A 19407-nucleotide genomic window follows, 5' to 3' on the forward strand; every position below is an offset into this window, starting at 1 on the left:
AAGTTACTTTATCCCAGCAAACAATACCTCAAACCAACGCAAGTCCTCCGGCCCCAACTGAGTATTTTTGGCCAGTTTCTTATTCAGATACACGTCATTATATACATGATAAACTGCTCGCTCGGTCAACTCGCGCCAGTGTTGGCTATTTAGCTCAGGAATTGAGCCACCGGCTAAATTGGGATCGGTCAATGGGTCGTGCTGGGCTTCAGTGGTTCTCAGGGCCAATTCCAATTCTTGTAGGATCGGATGGATCACTTTGAGGATATTAGATTCGAAGAGTTGCTTCGCACTGCCTCCCCAGCCTTGCGAAGCATTTTTAACTCTTTAATTCCCTTTACTTTTCTACGAATGGCTTCAATCAGTTGTAATAGATAGCTATTGACAGTCTCTCCCAGAGGTTGCAACATGCGTGAAATTTGGGGAAGTATAACTGGCAAATCAACAGTCACATCAGTACATGATTTATACCGCACATACTTGAGCACATATAACTTCTTCTCTACCAGAATTTCAAACCTCACGATAAACAAACACTACTCACCATTTAATTGATTAAGGATATCCCTTGAAAAGGTTTATTCTGGCTACAGCGATCGCCTTGTCAGCTTCAAATACCATAGCACTGGAAAATAACTTTTACCTTAAATCCACTTATGGGTCTGTAGACACAAATATCTCCTCGAAAGATGCGCTCGAGAGCTTTAAAACCAAGCTATCTGACTCTAGTGGATGGTCTATTACTCTGGGATATCGCCTCAATAAATTTATTGCTCTCGAAGGTGGATTTGCAGACCTGGGAGATACCGAAGGGAGTTATCGGCATGAAGAGTGGAGCTTTAGCCAATGGGGCGACGAGATGTCCGAAATCAGTACTATTGATTATAAGATCAGTACAGATACAAAAATACTAGGTCTATTTCTCACCACAGATATTACTAAAGATTTTTACGCTGGAGCACGCGTAGGATATCAATTATGGGATGAACAATTTCAAAAGAGACATGAATTTTCTGCAAGGTGGGATTGGGGTGACTATCATGGCATTAATACTACCGATGAGACCAATGATGGAAGTGACCCTTATTACGGTATTTCTGTTGGCTGGAACAATAACAACTGGAGCTTGAGCTTGGAGCATACCATTTTTGAGATGAAAGACAGAAAACCCAGCCTCTCCTCCCTGGGACTGACTTACAATTTCTAAAGACCGCTCTTACTTTTTTCAGCAGCCATATTGGCTGCTGAATTTCTCTCTTAAAAATTCTAAAGCTACTTTATCCCAGAAAACAATACCTCGAACCAGCGCAAATCCTCCGGCCCCAATTGAGCCTTTTTGGCCAGTTTCTTATCTCGATACACACCCTTATATACATAATAAACTGCTCGCTCGGTCAACTCGCGCCAGTGTTGGCTATTTAGCTCAGGGATTGAGCCATCGGCTAAATTGGGATCGGTCAATGGGTCGTGCTGGGCTTCAGTGGTTCTCAGCGCTAATTCCAATTCTTGCAGAATCGGATTGATCACCTTGAGGGTATTAGATTCAGAAAACTGCTTGGCAACATCTTCCACTGCCTGACGAAGCATTTTTTTGCTCTGTAATTCCGATAGCTTTTCTCCGGCTGGGCGCAAGCCGAATTTATTGACCAGGCCACTCATACCGGGCAGCACCGCCTTGGCTGCCAGCCCGGCACCGATCAGGGGATTAAACACTGCGGCAACACCCCCAACTAACAGCATACCAACGGTCAATTTTCTATCGAGTTTATCGATATCATCCGCCAGTCTTTCGAGAGAACTCTTTCCCGAATTTCCCCTTTCCAGGGATAACTCTACGGCGCTCTCCACCATAAATTTACGTAAACTCCCCTCATAATAGGAGTTGGGAAAGTGAAATATTCGGCGTTTGGGTAGATCATTTACCTCTGGGGCATCATCAGGCAAACAACGCATTGTGTGCAGAGTAAAGCCAGTTTGTGAGAGCTTATAGGGAATTACAAAGTAATGTTTTTCATCGTATCTCTGCACAAAATTCTCACTGCGCTCCGCAGAAGAAAATATTGGCAGTCCAGCAACTACTTCTTGAAAAACTTTTAAACTGCCGGTGATTTCAGCTGGCACTTTACGGGAAAGGTCAACCAGGCCCTTCTTGCCTTTATCGAAATATTGTTTCATATCTATTGATTCACAGAGAAATCGAGAAAAAGCTGGCCTGATCTGCAGTATCCGCATCCCCTCGGCCATCCCCCCTTGTGAAACACCTCCCTATGCCCTCTAATAAAAGCATAACTACCTTAGGAAATGACGTCTTTAGTTTGCCTCAGCATAAATCCAGGCTTCTATACCAGATTTCAATTTGGCGGCAACCCGCTGATAGGCATCCACTTCATAGGCATCAGACTGAGCAAGCTCTTCGGCAGAAATTTCAAAGACCATACCCTCAACCGTATCAGAAGAACGCCCTGTGTACTTCAGTATGGGGTGAAACTCCTTGCCGCTAGTTTGCACAACTTGTGGATCAATAATTCTTATTTCAGAAAGCTGGTAACCAATTAAAGTATCCTCAGATCCTTGTAACTTACGGCCAAAAGTCTCCAGTTGTACATTCTCTTGCTGAAGAGTGCCGTAGGAAAATAAACGCTCCATAAATTAACCCCTGATCCCGCTAATGAATAGTTCACTAATGTGGCAAATCCGCTGGTACTTTATCGGCTAAAGACCCCGCTAAAGAAATCTCTTTAAGATAATTCCTCAGATTGGAGCCCTAACGCCTATCAACCCCTTCGCAAACCATTCTTGCAAATGTATGTGAGATTAATAACCAGCAATTCACTTATTCCTTTTTGATGTGACTGGCCCAAGACACGGACCTTACCATCCCTTGGACCTGCATTGGTGAAAACCTGTGCTAACCCATCCCGCAGCTGAGGCCGAGTATACGGGGAGCTGCTTTGGGGAAATCTCTGACCTGCGCCGTGCTCCTGATTGGGTGCTAGGGATATCGCACCCTGGCAGGCAATGGTTAGGCTCTAAATCCATGGTTGTTTACACGGCCCACTGGCAATAGAGAGGTGTGTAATGCATAACCGACCTTCGCTGCAAAACCATCAAACTATACCTACACGACAGAAATCATCCCTACAAAAAGTACAAGGAGCTCTACGTAAAAACGCTTCGTTCGCCGCTGCGCTAATGGTTGTTGGATCGGCAATATTGGCCCCCCTGGCCTATGCTGCGGATTATTCCAATCCCTATTCCCGCCAGGGCTCAAGGTATGTCGCTCATCAGGGGCATGGAGGGCATTATGACCGGCACTCCAGATATAGCAGGGATTACAGGTACCGGAGAGAGTATAGGGGACACTCCCGATACAATAGGAATCAAAGGAGCTACTCTCGATACAGCAGGAACCAAAGGGCATATTCTCGATACGGCAGATACCAACAAGCTCAACCACAAAATAGCCGGCATATGTGGTTTAAAGGCCATGTACAAGGTACACCGCGTATTGTGATCGACTTAAGTGACCAGATGGCCTACTTCTATAAGGGAGGACGTCTCGCCGGTATGTCCCCGGTCTCTACCGGTAAACCAGGCCACCGAACTCCTACTGGTAACTTTCGTATTTCACAGAAGAAATACAGCCACCGCTCCAACCTGTACGGTCACTATATAAGCTCTCGTGGCCAAGTACTGCGCAGTAATGTGGATGTACGCCGCCATCGCAAGCCTGCCGGGTCTCGCTTCCGCGGAGCCTCAATGGATTACATGATGCGGATTAATGGCCCAGTCACCATGCATGCCGGTTATGTACCCGGTTACCCGGCCTCCCATGGCTGTATCCGCATCCCCTGGCATATGGCGAAGATTTTCTACCGCCACGCCAGAGTCGGCACAAAGGTATCTGTTGTGCCTTAGGTAAAATCTAGACACGTGTGAAAAGGCACCATAAAAAAGGCGGACTATTAAGTCCGCCTTTTTCTTTGCCTGGAAAAACATCTGCTATTGAGAGGCCTCTGCCCCCTCCCGCTTTGCGACTTCCATACGGGTGAAATACGCATGCGCTGCACGGTTTACATGCCGTGCCAGCAGTAATGTGGAAACCATAGTGGGCACAGCCATTACGGCGTACATGCCAATAATAATGCTGTTGACCGCGCTCAGAGAAGCCACCGCACCCAATACAATCAGTATCATATAGAGCCAGGTATAAAGGCCCTGCCAGCGGCCGCCAAAAAGAAAAACATAGCACTTCATACCGTAATACCAGCAGGTGACGATGGTGCTAAAAGCCAGTGGTAGGACCATTAGCAGTAGCAAAATTGGACCAAACTGCCCAAATACCTGAGAAAATGCCTGTGCAGTCAGGGTAACGCCGGCAATATCCCCTTCCTGCTGCCAAGCGCCAGTCAGTAGTATCACCAGGGCAGTGCAAGTGCAGATAACCAGTGTGTCTACAATGGGGCCCAGCATGGCAACCACGCCTTCTCGAACGGGCTCACGGGTTTTCGCTGCACCATGGGCTAAAGACTCTGTGCCTATACCCGCCTCATTAGAAAATGCGCCCCGGCTCACCCCTACTGTGATTACCGAACCCAGAGTACCTCCAGCAATAGCTTGACCGCTGAAAGCATCGGAGAAAATTAGCGCAAATGCTGCCGGTACCTGCTCCCAGAAGCTGGCAATTACCACAAGGGTCATGCCCAAATAAAGCAGCACCATGCCCGGCACTACTCTTGCGGAGAATTTACCAATACGCTGGATACGCCCGGCAATAACGTAGGCCGATGCAACAGCAATTAATAAGCCAATAACAAAATCAAAAGTGAGTGAACCTCCGGGTGCTACCCAACCCAAGGGCTCAGCAAAAGACTCGCGCAGTAGCTGCGTGGTTTGATTGGACTGAAACACCGGCAACATACCGCAGAGTCCCGCCACGGCAAACAGTACTGCCAGCGGCATCCAACGCTGGCCCAACCCCTCACGAATAACATACATGGGGCCACCTTGCAGTTCCCCAGAGGCATCGCAACCGCGAAACATCACCGCCAGCGTCGCTGTATAGAACTTGGTAGCTACCCCCACCAGGGCAGTTATCCACATCCAGAAAATCGCCCCAGGCCCACCAATCGTAATTGCGATGGCAACCCCGGAAATATTGCCCAACCCCAAGGTTCCCGACAGCGCTGTGGAGAGTGCTTGGCTATGATTCACTTGGCCAGGGTCATTGGGGTCATCATATCGGCCACTTAAAAGCCCAATACTGTGCCCAAGATGGCGATAGGGACGGCCACGAGAATAGATTAATAGCGCGAGGCCGCCACCAACGAGTAGTACTAATAAGGGGGGCCCCCAGACAAAACTGGCAAAAGCCTCTAATGCCTGATCAATTGCAGGGAATATCGACATAATTTAATTCATTTCCGGTGAGATCCGCCCAGTCTAGGTACGCTCACACCAGACTGTCAAAATGCCACCATAAAACTTCGTAGCCCCATAAATGCGAAAACTTTGGGAAAACCTGGAATCCCGGCAATAAAAAAGCCCCTAACAGGGGCTTTTCTAACAATCTTTTACAACTTTTTATCAAGCTGTAGTAGTTGCCTTTAATGCGGGCTCGGGTTCAGAACTCTCCCTCACAAGCGCCACCGATATAGCTCCAAGCAACATACACACCCCCGCCAAAACAATGATGTAAATTGCCTGGTTTTCGAAAACTGTTTTCAATATCAAGCCAGCTACCAGGGCGGAAACAATCTGCGGGGCTGCGATAGTGAAATTAAAAATCCCCATATAAACACCAGTCTTATCCGCCGGCAGCGAGTCAGAGAGGATCGCATAGGGCATCGCCAGAATAGCGGCCCAGGCAATGCCCACACCCACCATCGGTAGCAATAATCCCAGGGCGCCACTGGGTACGGAAACTTCTGTAATCAACAGATTCACCTGTGTGGGATCGCCCCCCTGGAAGAACAGGAAGCTGATGTATCCAAAACCGCCCAGTGCCAACGATAGGGAATAAGTGAGCTTACGACCCAACACCTGAGACAAACGGGCCAGGACAATAGAGAAGATCGCTGCGAACAGAGAGTAAGCAGCAAAAATAATTCCTACCCAGTCACCGGCAGCACCCTTAGCGGCAGCGATATGTGCGGGAATTTCTTTGACGCTTTCCAGATAGGCGGGATCAAACCACTTGGCTTCCACTCCCCAAACGTGCTGAGTGATCGCAGGCGTGGTGTAAACCCACATAATAAACAGGGCAAACCAGGAGAAGAATTGCACTAGGGCCAGCTGGCGCATGGTTCGCGGCATTTTAATTAGCAGCTGGAAAAAACCGATCAAGCGCTTTGCCAGTGGGGCTTTTTGCTGTCTCTCCCGCTCCAGTTGCGCGGAGTCGAGACCTTTATAGGCATTGTACTGCTCCGGCGGATACTCCTTGGTACGAAGCACAGTCCATAACACACTGCCCAGAAGCACTGTGGCGCCGATATAGAAAGCCCATATAACGGAGGGCGCCACCTCTCCCGCACTGGCAGTATTTTCCAGACCGATCACATTAGTCAGGATGAATGGCAACATGGAGCCGAAGATGGCGCCAATGTTAATCAGCAAAGACTGTATCGAGTACCCCAGGGTGCGCTGCTCTGATGGCACCATGTCGGACACCAGCGCGCGGAAAGGCTGCATGGTCACGTTAAAGGCCGCGTCCATCAGGGCCAACATAACGCCGCCGAAAATAATTGGGGCCACTATCGCCACCACAATCCCGGCATTGGGCATAAACGCCATCCCCAGGGCTGCGGCGATGGCACCAAAAAGGATAAAGGGGTTGCGGCGACCGAAGCGACTCCAGGTTCGATCCGAGGCCGAACCCACGATCGGCTGTACGATCAGTCCCATGAGCGGCGCTACTATCCAGAACAGGGATAGAGAATGAAGGTCCGCTCCCAGATCTGAAAGAATCCGACTGGCATTGGCATTTTGCAGGGAAAAGCCAAACTGCACACCGAGAAAGCCGAGACTGACATTCCATACCTGCCAGAAGGGCAGACGGGGCTGTTGAATAGGATTGGGCTCTGATTGGCTCATAGGGTCACCGCATCTCTCGTTATGCTTATTTTGCCATTCTGACACGCCCACCACAGACCTCCATCCTCCCCCCAGCGGGGAGGATGCGGGCCAGATTCTGCGCTTTAGGATAAACTCAGGCCCAGCGTACGCGTCGGGCCAACACGAAACTGTGAACCCTAATCAAGCAACTGAAGTCCCGCGCGATGACCCTAAAACTCCCACTCCTGCGCCTGGTGTGCCTCGCAGCTACACTCTGCCTGAGCGCTCAATCCCTGGCCGCTGAACAGCGCAACTACCGCGATCACACCATGAGCGAAGACTCACTAACTGTACAGACGAGTGAGGGCGAGGTCACCCTCACCCCGGTTGGTCCGTCAGCGCTATCGGTGCACTATCGCCGCGAAGGCCTGAAACAGTTGCCCTCATTTGCGTTGGCCACCAATTCTGCCGGCCGATCCGAGGCGACGCTGGAGCAACAAGGGGACAAGCTCGTTTACCGCACTGGCTCGCTTACTGCAGTCATCCACAAGTCTCCCTTCCGAATCGAGTACTTGCGCGGTAGCGAACAAATCCTGAGTGAAGAGAGTGGCTTCTTTGCCACCGAGACGATGCGCGGATTCCGTTTCGCACTGTCGCCAGAGGAAAAACTGCTGGGCGGCGGAGAGCGGGTTATGGGGATGGACCGTCGCGGTCAACGCCTCCCTCTGTATAACCGTGCCCATTACGGATACACTACCGAATCCAACCAGATGTATTTTTCCCTGCCAGCAGTACTGTCCAGCAACAAATACATTCTGTTGTTCGACAACTCTGCCACCGGCACCCTGGATCTGGGCGCAAACGAAGAAGATATCCTGCAATTTGAAGCCGTAGCCGGGCGCACCGCTTACATCGTGGTAGCCGGTGAGACTTATCCACAGTTGCTGGAAAATTATGTATCCACAACTGGCAAACAGCCCCTGCCACCCCGTTGGGTCCTGGGTAACTTCGCCTCGCGCTTTGGCTATCACAGCGAAGCTGAAGTCCGCGCAACCGTGGATAAGTTTGCCGAAGAAGATTTCCCCCTGGACGCTCTGGTGTTGGACCTCTACTGGTTTGGCCCAGATATCAAAGGCCATATGGGCAACCTGGCTTGGGACAAGGAAGCCTTTCCCGAACCAGAAAAGATGATGGCCGACCTTAAAAAACGCGGCATCAATACCATCCTGGTAACCGAGCCTTTTGTCCTCTCCACCTCCGAGCGCTGGCAGGAAGCCGTGGCGAATAATGCCCTGGCCAAAAACCTGGCCGAAGAACCCAAGCGTTTTGATTTCTACTTCGGCAATACCGGCCTGATCGATGTCTTCTCCGAAGATGGCCGCGACTGGTTCTGGAATATTTACGACGGGTTATTGGAACAGGGCGTAGCCGGCTGGTGGGGCGACTTGGGTGAACCGGAAGTTCACCCCTCCGATACCGTTCACGCAATCGGTATGGCCGATGAAATCCACAACGCCTTCGGCCACGCCTGGGCGCAATTACTGCACGAGCGCCAAACGGCAAAGCACCCTGAGCGTCGCCCCTTTATTATGATGCGCGCCGGTTTTGCCGGCTCCCAGCGCTACGGAATGATCCCCTGGACCGGCGACGTCGCTCGGGAATGGGGTGGCTTACAGCCCCAGGTGGAATTGGCTCTGAGTATGGGCTTGCTGGGCTTTGGCTACACTCATTCAGACCTGGGAGGCTTTGCCGGCGGCGAGAAATTTGACCGCGAACTCTACATCCGCTGGTTACAGTACGGCGTATTCCAACCGGTTTACCGCCCTCATGCCCAGGAGCATATTGCTTCTGAACCGGTTTTCCACGATCGCCGCACCCGCGATATCCTGCGCGAGTATGTAAAACTGCGCTATCGCCTGCTGCCCTACAACTACACCCTCGCCTTTGAAAACAGCCAGACCGGCATGCCACTGATGCGCCCACTCTTTTTCGAAAATGAAAGTGACCTGTCTCTCCTGGACTACAAGGATGCCTACCTGTGGGGTCAGGATTTCCTCGTTGCCCCGGTCGTAGAAGAAGATGTGGATGAGGTCGCGGTAAAGCTGCCCGGCGGCACCTGGTTCGATTACTGGACTGATGAACAATATTCTGGCGATCAGGCCCTGGTAGAAGTGAACCTGAAAACGATTCCTGTGCTGGTGCGGGCCGGCGCCATTATTCCCACCATTGACGATGTCCACAGCAGTCGTGATTACTCCAGTAAAAACCTGACCCTGGACTACTACGCGCACCCATCAGCAGCAAAGTCCGAGCGCTATGTTTATGAAGATGATGGCGCTACTGCGCAGGCTTTTGAAAAAGGCAAATACGAGAAACTGCATTTCTCAGCTGACAACAAACAGCAGGGTTTAGCCTTCGTCTTTAATCGCGAAGGAGCCGGTTATACCGGTATGCCGGAATCTCGCACGGTCACTTTAAAGATCCACAACTGGCAACAAGTGCCCGTGCAGCTCGATATTAGCGGCGAATCCCTGCCTATTTTCGACAGTGAAAAAGACTTTGCTCAGGCACCCCGTGGGGCCTGGTACAACAAGCGCAAGCAACAACTGCTGGTTAAATTTGACTGGCACAAAGAACCGCTGGATTTAGTGCTCAAAAATCAATAATTCAGCAAACCGCTGTTCACTGACAAAAAAATTTAAAGTCATCAGAAAACAATGAAGAAGTTACATTCCCTGTTTATTGCCAAACTCCTTTCGGCTTCCCTACTAGGTGCTGCTCTATTCGGCACTGCCGGCTGCAGCCAGGAGAGCAGCCCGGAAGAAATACAGCCCGCTGAAAAAATTGCGGAGAAAAAAGCTGTTATCTACCAAGTGCTACCGCGCTTATTTGGCAACACTAACAGTACCAACAAACCCTGGGGCACACTCGAAGAGAATGGTGTGGGCAAGTTCTCCGACTTTACCCCAAAAGCATTGAATGAAATCCACGCGCTGGGCGCCACCCATATCTGGTACACCGGCGCCCTGCACCACGCGCTCGTTGGCGACTATACGGAATACGGTATCAGTAACGATGATCCAGATGTGGTCAAAGGCCGCGCCGGCTCTCCCTATGCCATCAAGGATTACTACAGCGTAAACCCAGACCTGGCCAATAACCCAGCAGAGCGATTACAGGAATTCCGCGCACTGGTGGAACGCAGCCACGCGGCCGGCCTGAAAGTAATTATCGATATAGTGCCTAACCATGTAGCCCGCGCCTATCATTCTCTCGATAAACCCCAAGGCGTGCAGGATTTTGGAGCTGGCGACAACACCCAGGTCACCTACGCCCGCAACAACAATTTCTACTATGTGGTGGGCGAAGACTTCCGCGTGCCCGTTGCAGAAGACAGTTATCAGCCACTCAATGGCGAAGCCAATGATCTTGTCGATGGGCAGTTTGTAGAGAGTCCAGCTAAATGGACCGGTAATGGCGCGCGCAGTGCACAACCTGCCATGCACGACTGGTATGAAACCGTCAAAATTAATTTTGGCGTTCGCCCCGATAACAGCAAGAACTTTTCTGAGCTACCCCAGGAGTATGCCGAGCGCGACTACCGGGCCCACGCCCAGTTTTGGGCAGACAAGAAAGTCCCGGATACCTGGAAAAAATTCCGCGATATCGCCCACTACTGGCTGGACTTTGGCGTTGACGGCTTCCGCTACGATATGGCCGGTATGGTGCCGGTAGAATTCTGGAGTTACCTGAATTCCTCCATCAAAATGCGCAACCCCAACACACTGTTACTTGCCGAAATCTATACTCCAGAGCGCTATCGGGATTATCTGCATCTGGGCAAAATGGATTATCTCTACGATAAAGTCGGTACTTACGACGCTATTCGTGCGGTCATAGAGAACAAGGGCAGCACAGATAAAATCGCAGAGGTGCAGGCAAGCCTGGTAGATATCTCCTCTCATATGTTGCGCTTTATGGAGAACCACGACGAGCAGCGTATTGCCAGCCCACAATTTTCTGGCAACCCAGAGGCAGGTAAACCTGCAATGCTGGTGTCTGCCGCGCTCTCTCCAGCCCCTACTTTGGTTTACTTTGGCCAGGAGTTGGGAGAACCCGCCATCAAAGATGCCGGCTTCGGCAAAGCCAGCCGCACCACCATTTTCGACTACTGGTCAGTACCCAGTGTGAGCCGCTGGAACAATGAGGGCGCTTTTGACACTGCACTGCTGACAAAAGAAGAAAAAGAGCTGCGCAGCTTCTACCAGCGCCTGCTTAATTTCTCCAAACAGAGCCCGGCCCTGCTTGGCGATTATCTGGACTTGCACAGCTACAACCGCAAACAGGATAGCGGCTATGGGGAAAAACAATTTTCTTTTGCGCGCTGGAATAAAACGGAAAAACTCTTGATCGTTGCAAATTTTGATCGAGAGGCCAGCAAATTCGAACTGCTGATCCCCAATGAGCTACTTAAACAGTGGAAACTGAAAGACGGCAGCTATGCATTAGAAGGGCAGATCAGCAATGCGAAGCAACAGCTGGTTATCCAAAATGGCCAGGGGCGAATAACACTTAATCTTCCCCCCTTTGAAGGCCATATCTTCAAGCTTGACAATTGACTAGCAAATACAGTCTTTTATTACAGAAAACCCGGCTCGAAGCCGGGTTTTCTGTATCAATACTAGATAATATTCACTGGGCTACCAGACTATAAATCAAGGTCTGATCATTCATCTGCACCTTATAGTTCCCTGTAACGGAGGTGTAAATATCAGAACCACCCTGCTCCAAAGTTCCATTAGAGTCACTATCACCATAGTTTTCACTCCAATCGCCACTCACATCAAACTTAAAACGTTGCTGGGATTGACCATCGAAGTTAACCGAAATTTCCCAAAGGTTGTCCGCCACTAACTGCATAGCCTCAGCTCCCCAGTTATTTGGCGTTCCACGAAAGTGTAGAGAGGCAAAATTAGAGGTATGGCTGCCGCAATCCACACAAGTCAGGGTATAACTGAGTGTTTTATCATTCACTTCAACAAGATAAGTACCAGACACATTGGTATAAATATCATTGCCCCCCTGCTCCAGAGAACCATCGGCATTGTTGTCCCCGTAATTTTCATCCCAGTTAGTGCTTACATCAAATTTAAAACGCTGGTTGCTACTGCCATCAAATACAACCGTAGTACGCCAGATATTATCTGCTATCAGAGTCATGGCCTGGGTGCCCCAGCTATTGGGCGTTCCCCGAAAATGCAGTGCCGTGAAGTTCTGTGCATAGCCTCCGCTGGGATCAGTCACAGTAATGGCCGCAGTGGCACTATCAGTCAAGCCATCGTTATCCGTTACCGTTACGGTTTCTACATAGGTTCCAGCGTTGGCAAAACTCAGGGAAGTACTAGCGTTGCTGCCACCACTACTCCAGCTATAAGACACTACACTGCCATCGGTATCGTTAGAAGCGCTGGCATCCAACGTGATACTTTCATTGACCCCAACGGTAACTGCTGAGGGAGTGACAACCGCAACCGGTGCCTGCTGTGAGGAAACTTCAGTTAGGCTGTAGCTCAGGCTCTGGTCGTTGACTTCGATTCGGTAATTACCGCTCACAGAGGTATAAATATCTGCACCGGTCTTATCCAAAGTACCATCGGCACCATCATCACCGTAGTTCTCTGTCCAATCACCATAAATATCCAGCTTAAAGCGCTGGTCCGCCTGACCATCAAAGTTCACAACTAATTGCCAGGTATTTTCACCCACTTGTTCGAATGCTGTACTACCCCAGTTGTTGGCGGTACCGCGAAAGTAAAGGCTGGGGAAGCCAGGTTCAGCACAATCGCCACAAGGCGTCGCCAATTGCCCACCATGAATTGCCGCGGCAGAGTTAGCAGTGACATTAAAGGTGGCATAGCCGCTACCATCTACAGTAATCACATCGCCACTGCACTCGTTATCGCCCGCCAACACATTGCAATAATCCCCTGCAGGCATGCCGGTGTAGAGCGTCTGGTTCAGAGAGCCCCCCTCATTATTGATCACCACAAATCCTTTGTTGCCACGGCCAAAGGCAATCTGGTTGTTGTCATTGTCCCACCAATTATTCATGGCAGTGCCATTGGTATAGTTACGAAAACCTACCATGTTGGCGATATTGCCCCAGCGATGCTGGCAGACCCAGGCACCATTTTGACAGTTATTCGGGCCACTGTTGGGAGGGCCAATGTCGGTATCGGTAAAGTTATACCCGGACATTACCTTGGGGTAGCCATAGGGATGAGCCAGCATAAAGACATTGGCCAGATTATATTTGGCTCCATCGTGATAAGTCAGATTCCCACCGCCACCATGGCCCCGCTCGCGATCGTGGTTATCAATAAAATGAACGGCATCACTGGAGGAGAGCAGTCCCCAGCTTTCACCAATAGTGGCAAGATTTTTAATCTGACCGTTAAAGTTGCTGGCTACATCGGTGCCATATTTAAATTCAGTAACCCGGCCTAGAAAGGTATAATTGTAAGGCTGGATTTCTGAGGCCTCACCGGCAGCACCAATAACCTCTGAAAAGACCCAGGGGTTGCCAGCTTGATTCACAATTGCCTGTAAATCACCGGGGGACATGTGCTTGACGGCATCAATACGGAAGCCATCAACTCCCATGCCTTTTAATTTACTCAGGTAACCAGCGAGTTTTCCCTGCACATAACTGGAGCCAGTATCCAAATCTGGCAAACCACTCAACCGACAGCTCCACACATGATTGGCATCATTGTAGTTATTAATGGTGCAATCGGAGTGATAGTCGTTATCTGAAAACTCCGGATGGTCCAGCAAGGTCCACTGAGTGCCTCCCCAACCGGTGCCACCGCCGTTCCAGGCCGCCGTATGGTTAATTACCGCATCGGCGTAGACTTTTACACCTGCTGCATGACAACGATTGATCATGCCTTGCAGTTCCTGCTCAGTACCGCTGCGACTGGTTAAGTTGGTATAAGTCACTGGCTGGTAGCGCGCCCACCAGGTGGACAGGCTGATATGCTCATTGGGTGGAGATATTTGCACCGCATCAAAACCCTTAGGCCCGAGAAAGTTCTCACACTCACTGGCGATATCATTCCAGCTCCACTCGAATAAATGTACAAAAGCGGTACCGGCATTAACGTGGGCACTAGATAGTGTACCAAGTACAAGGCCTGTACTGGCCAGTAGCCTTTTTAGGGGAAATGGACTGTTCATTATTGCTTTCTCTTAGTCATCTTTTCGCTATTATTTTTTAAAAGCCAGGTATCTGAGCCCTCAATCACACAAACAGCGGATCAAGGGGACTAGATTTCCTGAATTTGAATACCAAAGTCACCGATTGAGAAACAGCAAGCTCTGAAGCTGAGAAAGGTTCTTCCAACAAAGATAAAAGATGCCAAGGGCACAACAGTCAATATGAGGTTCAAATTGCCAGGCATTCACGGCTAGGCTCAGCAGCCGGATACATCCAAGCGAAAAGCTGGTATCCGTATGAGCAAATGACTGCCAGAGAATGACGGGCAAGGAAATAGATCAACCTAGTTATTGTTGTTATACCTAACTCAAAGAGTGCTTCTAACCTAGCAACTCTGACACAAGTGCCCACCCTCTCTGGGGTGTGACCTATTGCAGAGTAAAGAAATGGTACTAACGCACACATCCCCCTTCAGGGGGGCGTAGTTGTTTTATCTGCAGGGATTTGAACTTAGTGACATGAGAAGCAGTGCGGTGCTCAAAAAAGCAACAGGATTGATTTTTAGTGGCCGCCAGTAAGTTAAGATGAATTAGTGAGGATGGAGAGCTTAAAACCCAGCATTTAAATCAAGTGACTTAAGCTCGTAGAAATCAACTTATGATAAACAAAGCAATTTTAGCCCTAATTACACAAGGTTTGTTGTAGTCTCAAGCAGTATAGGGTTCTAACCTACCGCTTGTAGACAGCCCTCAAAATTATTAATTCTCTTTTTTTCAAGGCCACCCTTCCTGCTTAATAATAACCATTGCTGTAGCACCTGAATAACTCAGATCCTTTTTACACAAGTAATCAATTTGACCAAAATTTTTAGCTCTTTGTGACTGTTATTTCTGGATCAAGCCTGATACAAGATAAAATAATTGAGGTCAATATCTTAAGCCAACAAGTAATTATTAGGGTAGTGGTCACCATGACTACCACTTCAAATATGACATTAGTACCAAATCAATATAAGCTACTGATTTAGCTTACTTTTCAGAAAATTGATGTGAAATTGCCTCCGGAATAAAAATCAGGATAATAGTGGTCGTGATTATCACTATATAAATCTTAAATTTCATTATGGTTATATTCGCTGTTACAAGAAAAGGCTACTTAGAATTAGAGCCGATAATTAAATCAGCCCTATATCCAGTATGGGTAGGGGGTGATGTGCTGAATGAACAGGAGCTAGATTCGCTACGTTCAAGTAATATTGATCTAACCAACTTCAGTTACACGATTGCCCCTTGCGATGATAGAGCTCTAGATGAGGCATTAATCACGATTGCAGAGCATCATCCGAATGAGCGGGTTTGGCTAGAGTATTTGCCTAAAATTTAAAAAGCGGTTGAAGTCTCTGCATAATACGAGGCTGGCATAGCTTACGCTATGCTCCAGCCGCCCCTAACCCGAACGCCATAAATCATGAACAGGCTCAGTACACAAGACACATAGAAATCTAACAAGTAATAGTGTAATCATGATCACTTATAAAGTCGCACCTCTACTTTAAGGGATATGATGCACGATGAGTAAATTCAAGTCGACTACCATCGCGATTTATGGCGGTGCTTTAGCGTTGGTAATTGGGCTCATTGCATTTGCGCTAAATTGGAATGTCTGGGGCGGCGGTATGCCTGGGTACAAGATATTTCTATTTCCAGGAAACTTGACTCTTGTATATGTTTGGCACCCACTGCTAACTGAAGAAATAGATTTCTGGCCGAAACTCTTTCTCCATTCGCTAGGTCAATTTACAGTAGCATCTGTTATTGTTTGGTTAAATACTGTTACGATAAGAAAACTACTCGCTATTCGTTCCTTGTAATGTGCAGAAGTAACTTCGATCTTACAGGCCTGTACTCACTACGTTACAGTGGGTGTTTTACTCAAGTAGGGAAACATGAGAAAACTAATCTCCTCAGGTTCTCACCTGGAAGAGCCGATAGGCTTTTCAAGAGCGTGCCGAGTTGGAAACCTAATTTCTGTTTCTGGTACGGCACCTATCAAGGATAGCCAGACAGCTTACATTGGTGATGTGTATGCTCAAACGAAGTACTGTCTGGAGCTTTCGATGAAGGCCATACTAGAAGCAGGTGGAAAACCGACGGGTATCATCAGAACCCCTATCATGCTTACCGATATATCCCGCTGGGAAGAAGCAGCAAAAGCACATGGAGAGCTATTTTCTACAATAAAGCCTGCTTGCACATTTGTTGAGGTAAGTCGCTTTATAGATCTGGCGTGGCTTGTGGAAACAGAAATGGATTGTGTATTGGGCCAGATATAAAAATTCGCTGAAGTACGCTCCACCCGTCAATGAACAAGTTTACGACGCGTTAATATTACCCGAACCGTCACCTTACCCCTGTATTAAGATTTTATATGAACTGGAAAGCACTAATAGAATTCGGAGCCCCTAGGCAATCTCATCAGCCGCCAATTATCAACTTGCTGATAGCTTCAGGTATATTTTTAGGGCTAATTCCTTGGCTTGTGCTGGATGGAAAATTCCTCCTAACAAAGGGAAATTTCCGTCCAGAAGAAATTCTTTTAACAGTCAAAGATCAACCTGTCTTTTTTTGGATTCTAGCCTTCTTCGCCTTCATTTGCGGTGTTGTGTGCTTGCTGTCTAGCGTCGGAGATTACCAACTGAATGTTAGAGCACAAAAACTTAATAATCGCAGGCAGTAAATTGGAGTTCTTACTGGCTCCTTGAGGACTGCTCAGGCAGCACCAGCGGTGAAAATTATAATGAGGAATGGAACTCTTGTATTAATTTGTTTGGCTCCACTTATAATAGTAGCCTCATATGTATTTTATGAGACAAATGACTGTATCTCTGAATCAAAGGCTGAAACCATCTATAATCTTGCACTGTAAAAGAAAGCCAAGGAAATTATCGCGAAGCCTATTACCTATTCAAACAAATTGACATACATGCTTGTGATAACTACGAGTTGAGAAGTAAAGTTTTCGATAAAGCCAAGTGCCTAAGAATGTATTTAGACCATAGAACGGCAGCTAGTGATTCAAGTAAATCTCGAGTGTAGAAAAGAGGCACTCACTGCTCTGTGCTCCATTTCTATAAATTAATATTATCCTCCCCATTGTTTATAAAAAGGATTTATATCATTGAACATTAACTTACGGGAAATAACAAAAGATAACTGGGTCGATATGATTGACCTTGACATCACAAAAGAGCAGGAAAACTATGTAGCTCTTCCATCAGAAGCTATTGCTGCATCCAAGTTTTATGATCATTATATCAATCGAGGCGTTTATCTTGGAGACAAGCCAATTGGCTTTATCCAATATTATCCAAATCATAGGGATGGCAAACCAAAGGAAATCTTTATAGATCAATTATTGATTGACATCAGCTTTCAAGGTCAAGGCTATGGTTCAGAAGCCGTGAAACTCGTATTAGCAGAAATAAAGAAACTTGAAGGCTTTGATTCTATATCCATTTGTTATGTTGAGGGACATGACATCATGAAACCTTTTTTTGAGCGTTTTGGATTTAAAATCGTAGATCAGGATGAATTCGATGAAACGATTATGGAGCTCCATTATACTTAAGGACACTTCTTCGATATATATTTCAGATAGCGGCAGGGTTCATATTTAGCAGGTTAAACTGCTTAATGATTTTATTAACTGTTAAGGTATGGTGGCTGGCCTAGTAGTGTCAGCTACATATTTTTATTTATAAAATATACGATAAAACCACTATGTAGAAGACTTCATATTTAAAATTCTAGTTGTTAGTGGACCATGAATTTATCCAAAAAATGTATCATCACTGATGGCACAGTAACTATTAAGAGAAACTCTTACTGTGTTATCTTTATTGTTTTAGCAGGATTAAGCTTGCTAACTTTATATATCGCTAATATCACGCTGGATCTTGGTCCTGAGTGGGTTGTTCTCTGTGTATCTCCTATATTGCTCTCCACCTTAATTGGCCTAAGGGGACAGCTCTTCCCTGTGCAGACAAAAATAGATTTTAATAGAGAGATAGTGTTCATGAGAGAACTAATCCAATGGAAATGGAAGCCTATGTGCAGATTAAAATGGGGACTAAAAGACCTATATATTTCAAGCTATATTATGAACACTAAGCACACACCAGCCGCAAAATTTAATACACTCTGTCTCAAAGCAGGATTGCGCGAATATATGTTATTTGAAAGCATGGATGATTCGGCCATAAGAATGAAAGACTATATTTACGAGAATTCCCTCAATAAGAAAAGGCGTAAATAAACCCACATAGAATAACTTATCTGCCCACTAGTTAATCTCTGGAACACCTATAATAAACACCCCCTAGCACGCACAGCATAAGAAAAATACTACCTGCGTAGACCATTACTTCCAGAGGGGTTGGTGTTGCTTCGTAACCAGCTATAGCAAAGAGTAGCTGCCCGGGGATTGAGTCCTCCCTTAATAGTTGGGAGCTATCCCAGAGGGGCTCTTGCCCAGGCAGTAAATTTGCTTGAATGAATAATTGCGTGGCCTGAAGAATCATTCCGGCTGCCAATATGGTGAGTAATATACAGGAGGTCATCAAAGTATATTTGGGTGATAGACTACATAAAAAGTAATAAAATAATGCACCTAAGCTATAGCCGATACCGGCACCTAGCAATGCACCGATTATTACGGAAGGTAAGAGTGGTGGGTGCAGCCAAAAGGAAGTAAGGTAAACATAAACTTCTGACCCCTCACGCATAATTGCGAGTGTGACTGCCAGTAGCATAGCCCCCTGTATGATGGGTAAATGATATTGCTGCTTACGCCAGTTAAGTAACAACAAGGTGGTGACTATTGCTAATAATATATAGATTGTGATTAATATTCCGGCATTCACCAGCTCCTGACCTGTACCATTTAGCGCCTGGGAGACCCTCACAAGGTTTTCACCATAGACGATTGCAGCCAATCCACCGAGTAATAGCGCGATATAAAACCAGCGGGCGCGAAGATCCAGCATTCGGGTAGTCGCCAATAGCACACTGAGCAGCAGCGCCACTTCCAACACTTCCCGCAGTACTACCATTACAGAGGTTAACAACATAAGCCTT

Annotated in this window: 17 protein-coding genes; 10 read left to right on the forward strand and 7 right to left on the reverse strand. The window is 47.6% G+C overall.

What is annotated here, in order from left to right:
- Positions 1-3 precede the first annotated feature (3 nt).
- Positions 4-228, reverse strand: a complete 225-nt coding sequence (locus MJO52_RS18725) for a hypothetical protein (protein ID WP_252083474.1) — start codon at positions 226-228, stop codon at positions 4-6.
- 340 nt (positions 229-568) lie between these two features.
- Between MJO52_RS18725 and MJO52_RS18730 the strand changes: the two genes are divergently transcribed.
- Positions 569-1207, forward strand: a complete 639-nt coding sequence (locus MJO52_RS18730) for an outer membrane beta-barrel protein (RefSeq protein ID WP_252083475.1) — start codon at positions 569-571, stop codon at positions 1205-1207.
- Between the two features lie 65 nt (positions 1208-1272).
- On the opposite strand, the gene MJO52_RS18735 is transcribed toward MJO52_RS18730, so the two are convergent.
- Positions 1273-2175: a hypothetical protein gene (locus tag MJO52_RS18735; RefSeq protein WP_252083476.1), complete on the reverse strand. Its 903-nt coding sequence runs from the start codon at positions 2173-2175 to the stop codon at positions 1273-1275.
- Between the two features lie 135 nt (positions 2176-2310).
- A complete protein-coding gene (locus tag MJO52_RS18740) occupies positions 2311-2646 on the reverse strand; it encodes a gamma-glutamylcyclotransferase family protein (protein WP_252083477.1) in 336 nt (111 codons plus the stop codon).
- Between the two features lie 628 nt (positions 2647-3274).
- On the opposite strand from MJO52_RS18740, the gene MJO52_RS18745 reads away from it, so the two are divergent.
- Together MJO52_RS18745 and MJO52_RS18750 are read left to right on the forward strand one after the other, a co-directional pair.
- Positions 3275-3514: a hypothetical protein gene (locus MJO52_RS18745; protein ID WP_252083478.1), complete on the forward strand. Its 240-nt coding sequence runs from the start codon at positions 3275-3277 to the stop codon at positions 3512-3514.
- Positions 3511-3918: a L,D-transpeptidase family protein gene (locus MJO52_RS18750; protein ID WP_252083479.1), complete on the forward strand. Its 408-nt coding sequence runs from the start codon at positions 3511-3513 to the stop codon at positions 3916-3918. The genes MJO52_RS18745 and MJO52_RS18750 overlap by 4 nt, the downstream gene beginning before the upstream one ends.
- 84 nt (positions 3919-4002) lie before the next feature.
- On the opposite strand, the gene MJO52_RS18755 is transcribed toward MJO52_RS18750, so the two are convergent.
- Positions 4003-5409, reverse strand: a complete 1407-nt coding sequence (locus tag MJO52_RS18755; RefSeq protein WP_252083480.1) for an alanine/glycine:cation symporter family protein — start codon at positions 5407-5409, stop codon at positions 4003-4005.
- A 177-nt stretch (positions 5410-5586) separates the two neighbouring features.
- The gene (locus tag MJO52_RS18760) at positions 5587-7092 is read right to left on the reverse strand and encodes an MFS transporter (RefSeq protein WP_252083481.1); all 1506 of its coding nucleotides are present in this window, start codon (positions 7090-7092) and stop codon (positions 5587-5589) included.
- Positions 7093-7277: 185 nt separating this feature from the next.
- On the opposite strand from MJO52_RS18760, the gene MJO52_RS18765 reads away from it, so the two are divergent.
- Complete coding sequence (locus tag MJO52_RS18765) at positions 7278-9719, forward strand: TIM-barrel domain-containing protein (RefSeq protein ID WP_252083482.1); 2442 nt, start codon at positions 7278-7280, stop codon at positions 9717-9719.
- A 51-nt stretch (positions 9720-9770) separates the two neighbouring features.
- The gene (locus MJO52_RS18770) at positions 9771-11672 is read left to right on the forward strand and encodes an alpha-amylase family protein (protein ID WP_252083483.1); all 1902 of its coding nucleotides are present in this window, start codon (positions 9771-9773) and stop codon (positions 11670-11672) included.
- A 73-nt stretch (positions 11673-11745) separates the two neighbouring features.
- Here MJO52_RS18770 and MJO52_RS18775 read toward each other — a convergent pair whose 3' ends face one another.
- Entirely contained in the window at positions 11746-14292 is a 2547-nt protein-coding gene (locus MJO52_RS18775; protein ID WP_252083484.1) for an alpha amylase C-terminal domain-containing protein, read from the reverse strand.
- A gap of 1550 nt (positions 14293-15842) precedes the next feature.
- On the opposite strand from MJO52_RS18775, the gene MJO52_RS18780 reads away from it, so the two are divergent.
- The 5 genes from MJO52_RS18780 (at position 15843) to MJO52_RS18800 (ending at position 18586) form a co-directional block, all read left to right on the forward strand.
- Positions 15843-16142, forward strand: a complete 300-nt coding sequence (locus tag MJO52_RS18780) for a hypothetical protein (protein WP_252083485.1) — start codon at positions 15843-15845, stop codon at positions 16140-16142.
- Positions 16143-16217: 75 nt separating this feature from the next.
- Positions 16218-16604, forward strand: a complete 387-nt coding sequence (locus tag MJO52_RS18785; RefSeq protein WP_252083486.1) for a Rid family hydrolase — start codon at positions 16218-16220, stop codon at positions 16602-16604.
- A 95-nt stretch (positions 16605-16699) separates the two neighbouring features.
- A complete protein-coding gene (locus MJO52_RS18790; protein ID WP_252083487.1) occupies positions 16700-17008 on the forward strand; it encodes a hypothetical protein in 309 nt (102 codons plus the stop codon).
- Positions 17009-17449: 441 nt separating this feature from the next.
- Entirely contained in the window at positions 17450-17899 is a 450-nt protein-coding gene (locus tag MJO52_RS18795; RefSeq protein WP_252083488.1) for a GNAT family N-acetyltransferase, read from the forward strand.
- A 195-nt stretch (positions 17900-18094) separates the two neighbouring features.
- Complete coding sequence (locus tag MJO52_RS18800) at positions 18095-18586, forward strand: hypothetical protein (RefSeq protein WP_252083489.1); 492 nt, start codon at positions 18095-18097, stop codon at positions 18584-18586.
- A 31-nt stretch (positions 18587-18617) separates the two neighbouring features.
- On the opposite strand, the gene MJO52_RS18805 is transcribed toward MJO52_RS18800, so the two are convergent.
- Positions 18618-19400 (reverse strand): FTR1 family protein, encoded by a 783-nt coding sequence (locus tag MJO52_RS18805; RefSeq protein ID WP_252083490.1) that lies wholly within the window; start codon positions 19398-19400, stop codon positions 18618-18620.
- Between the last annotated feature and the right edge of the window lie 7 nt (positions 19401-19407).

Source organism: Microbulbifer variabilis (genome assembly GCF_023716485.1).
Classification (GTDB): Bacteria; Pseudomonadota; Gammaproteobacteria; order Pseudomonadales; family Cellvibrionaceae; genus Microbulbifer; species Microbulbifer variabilis_B.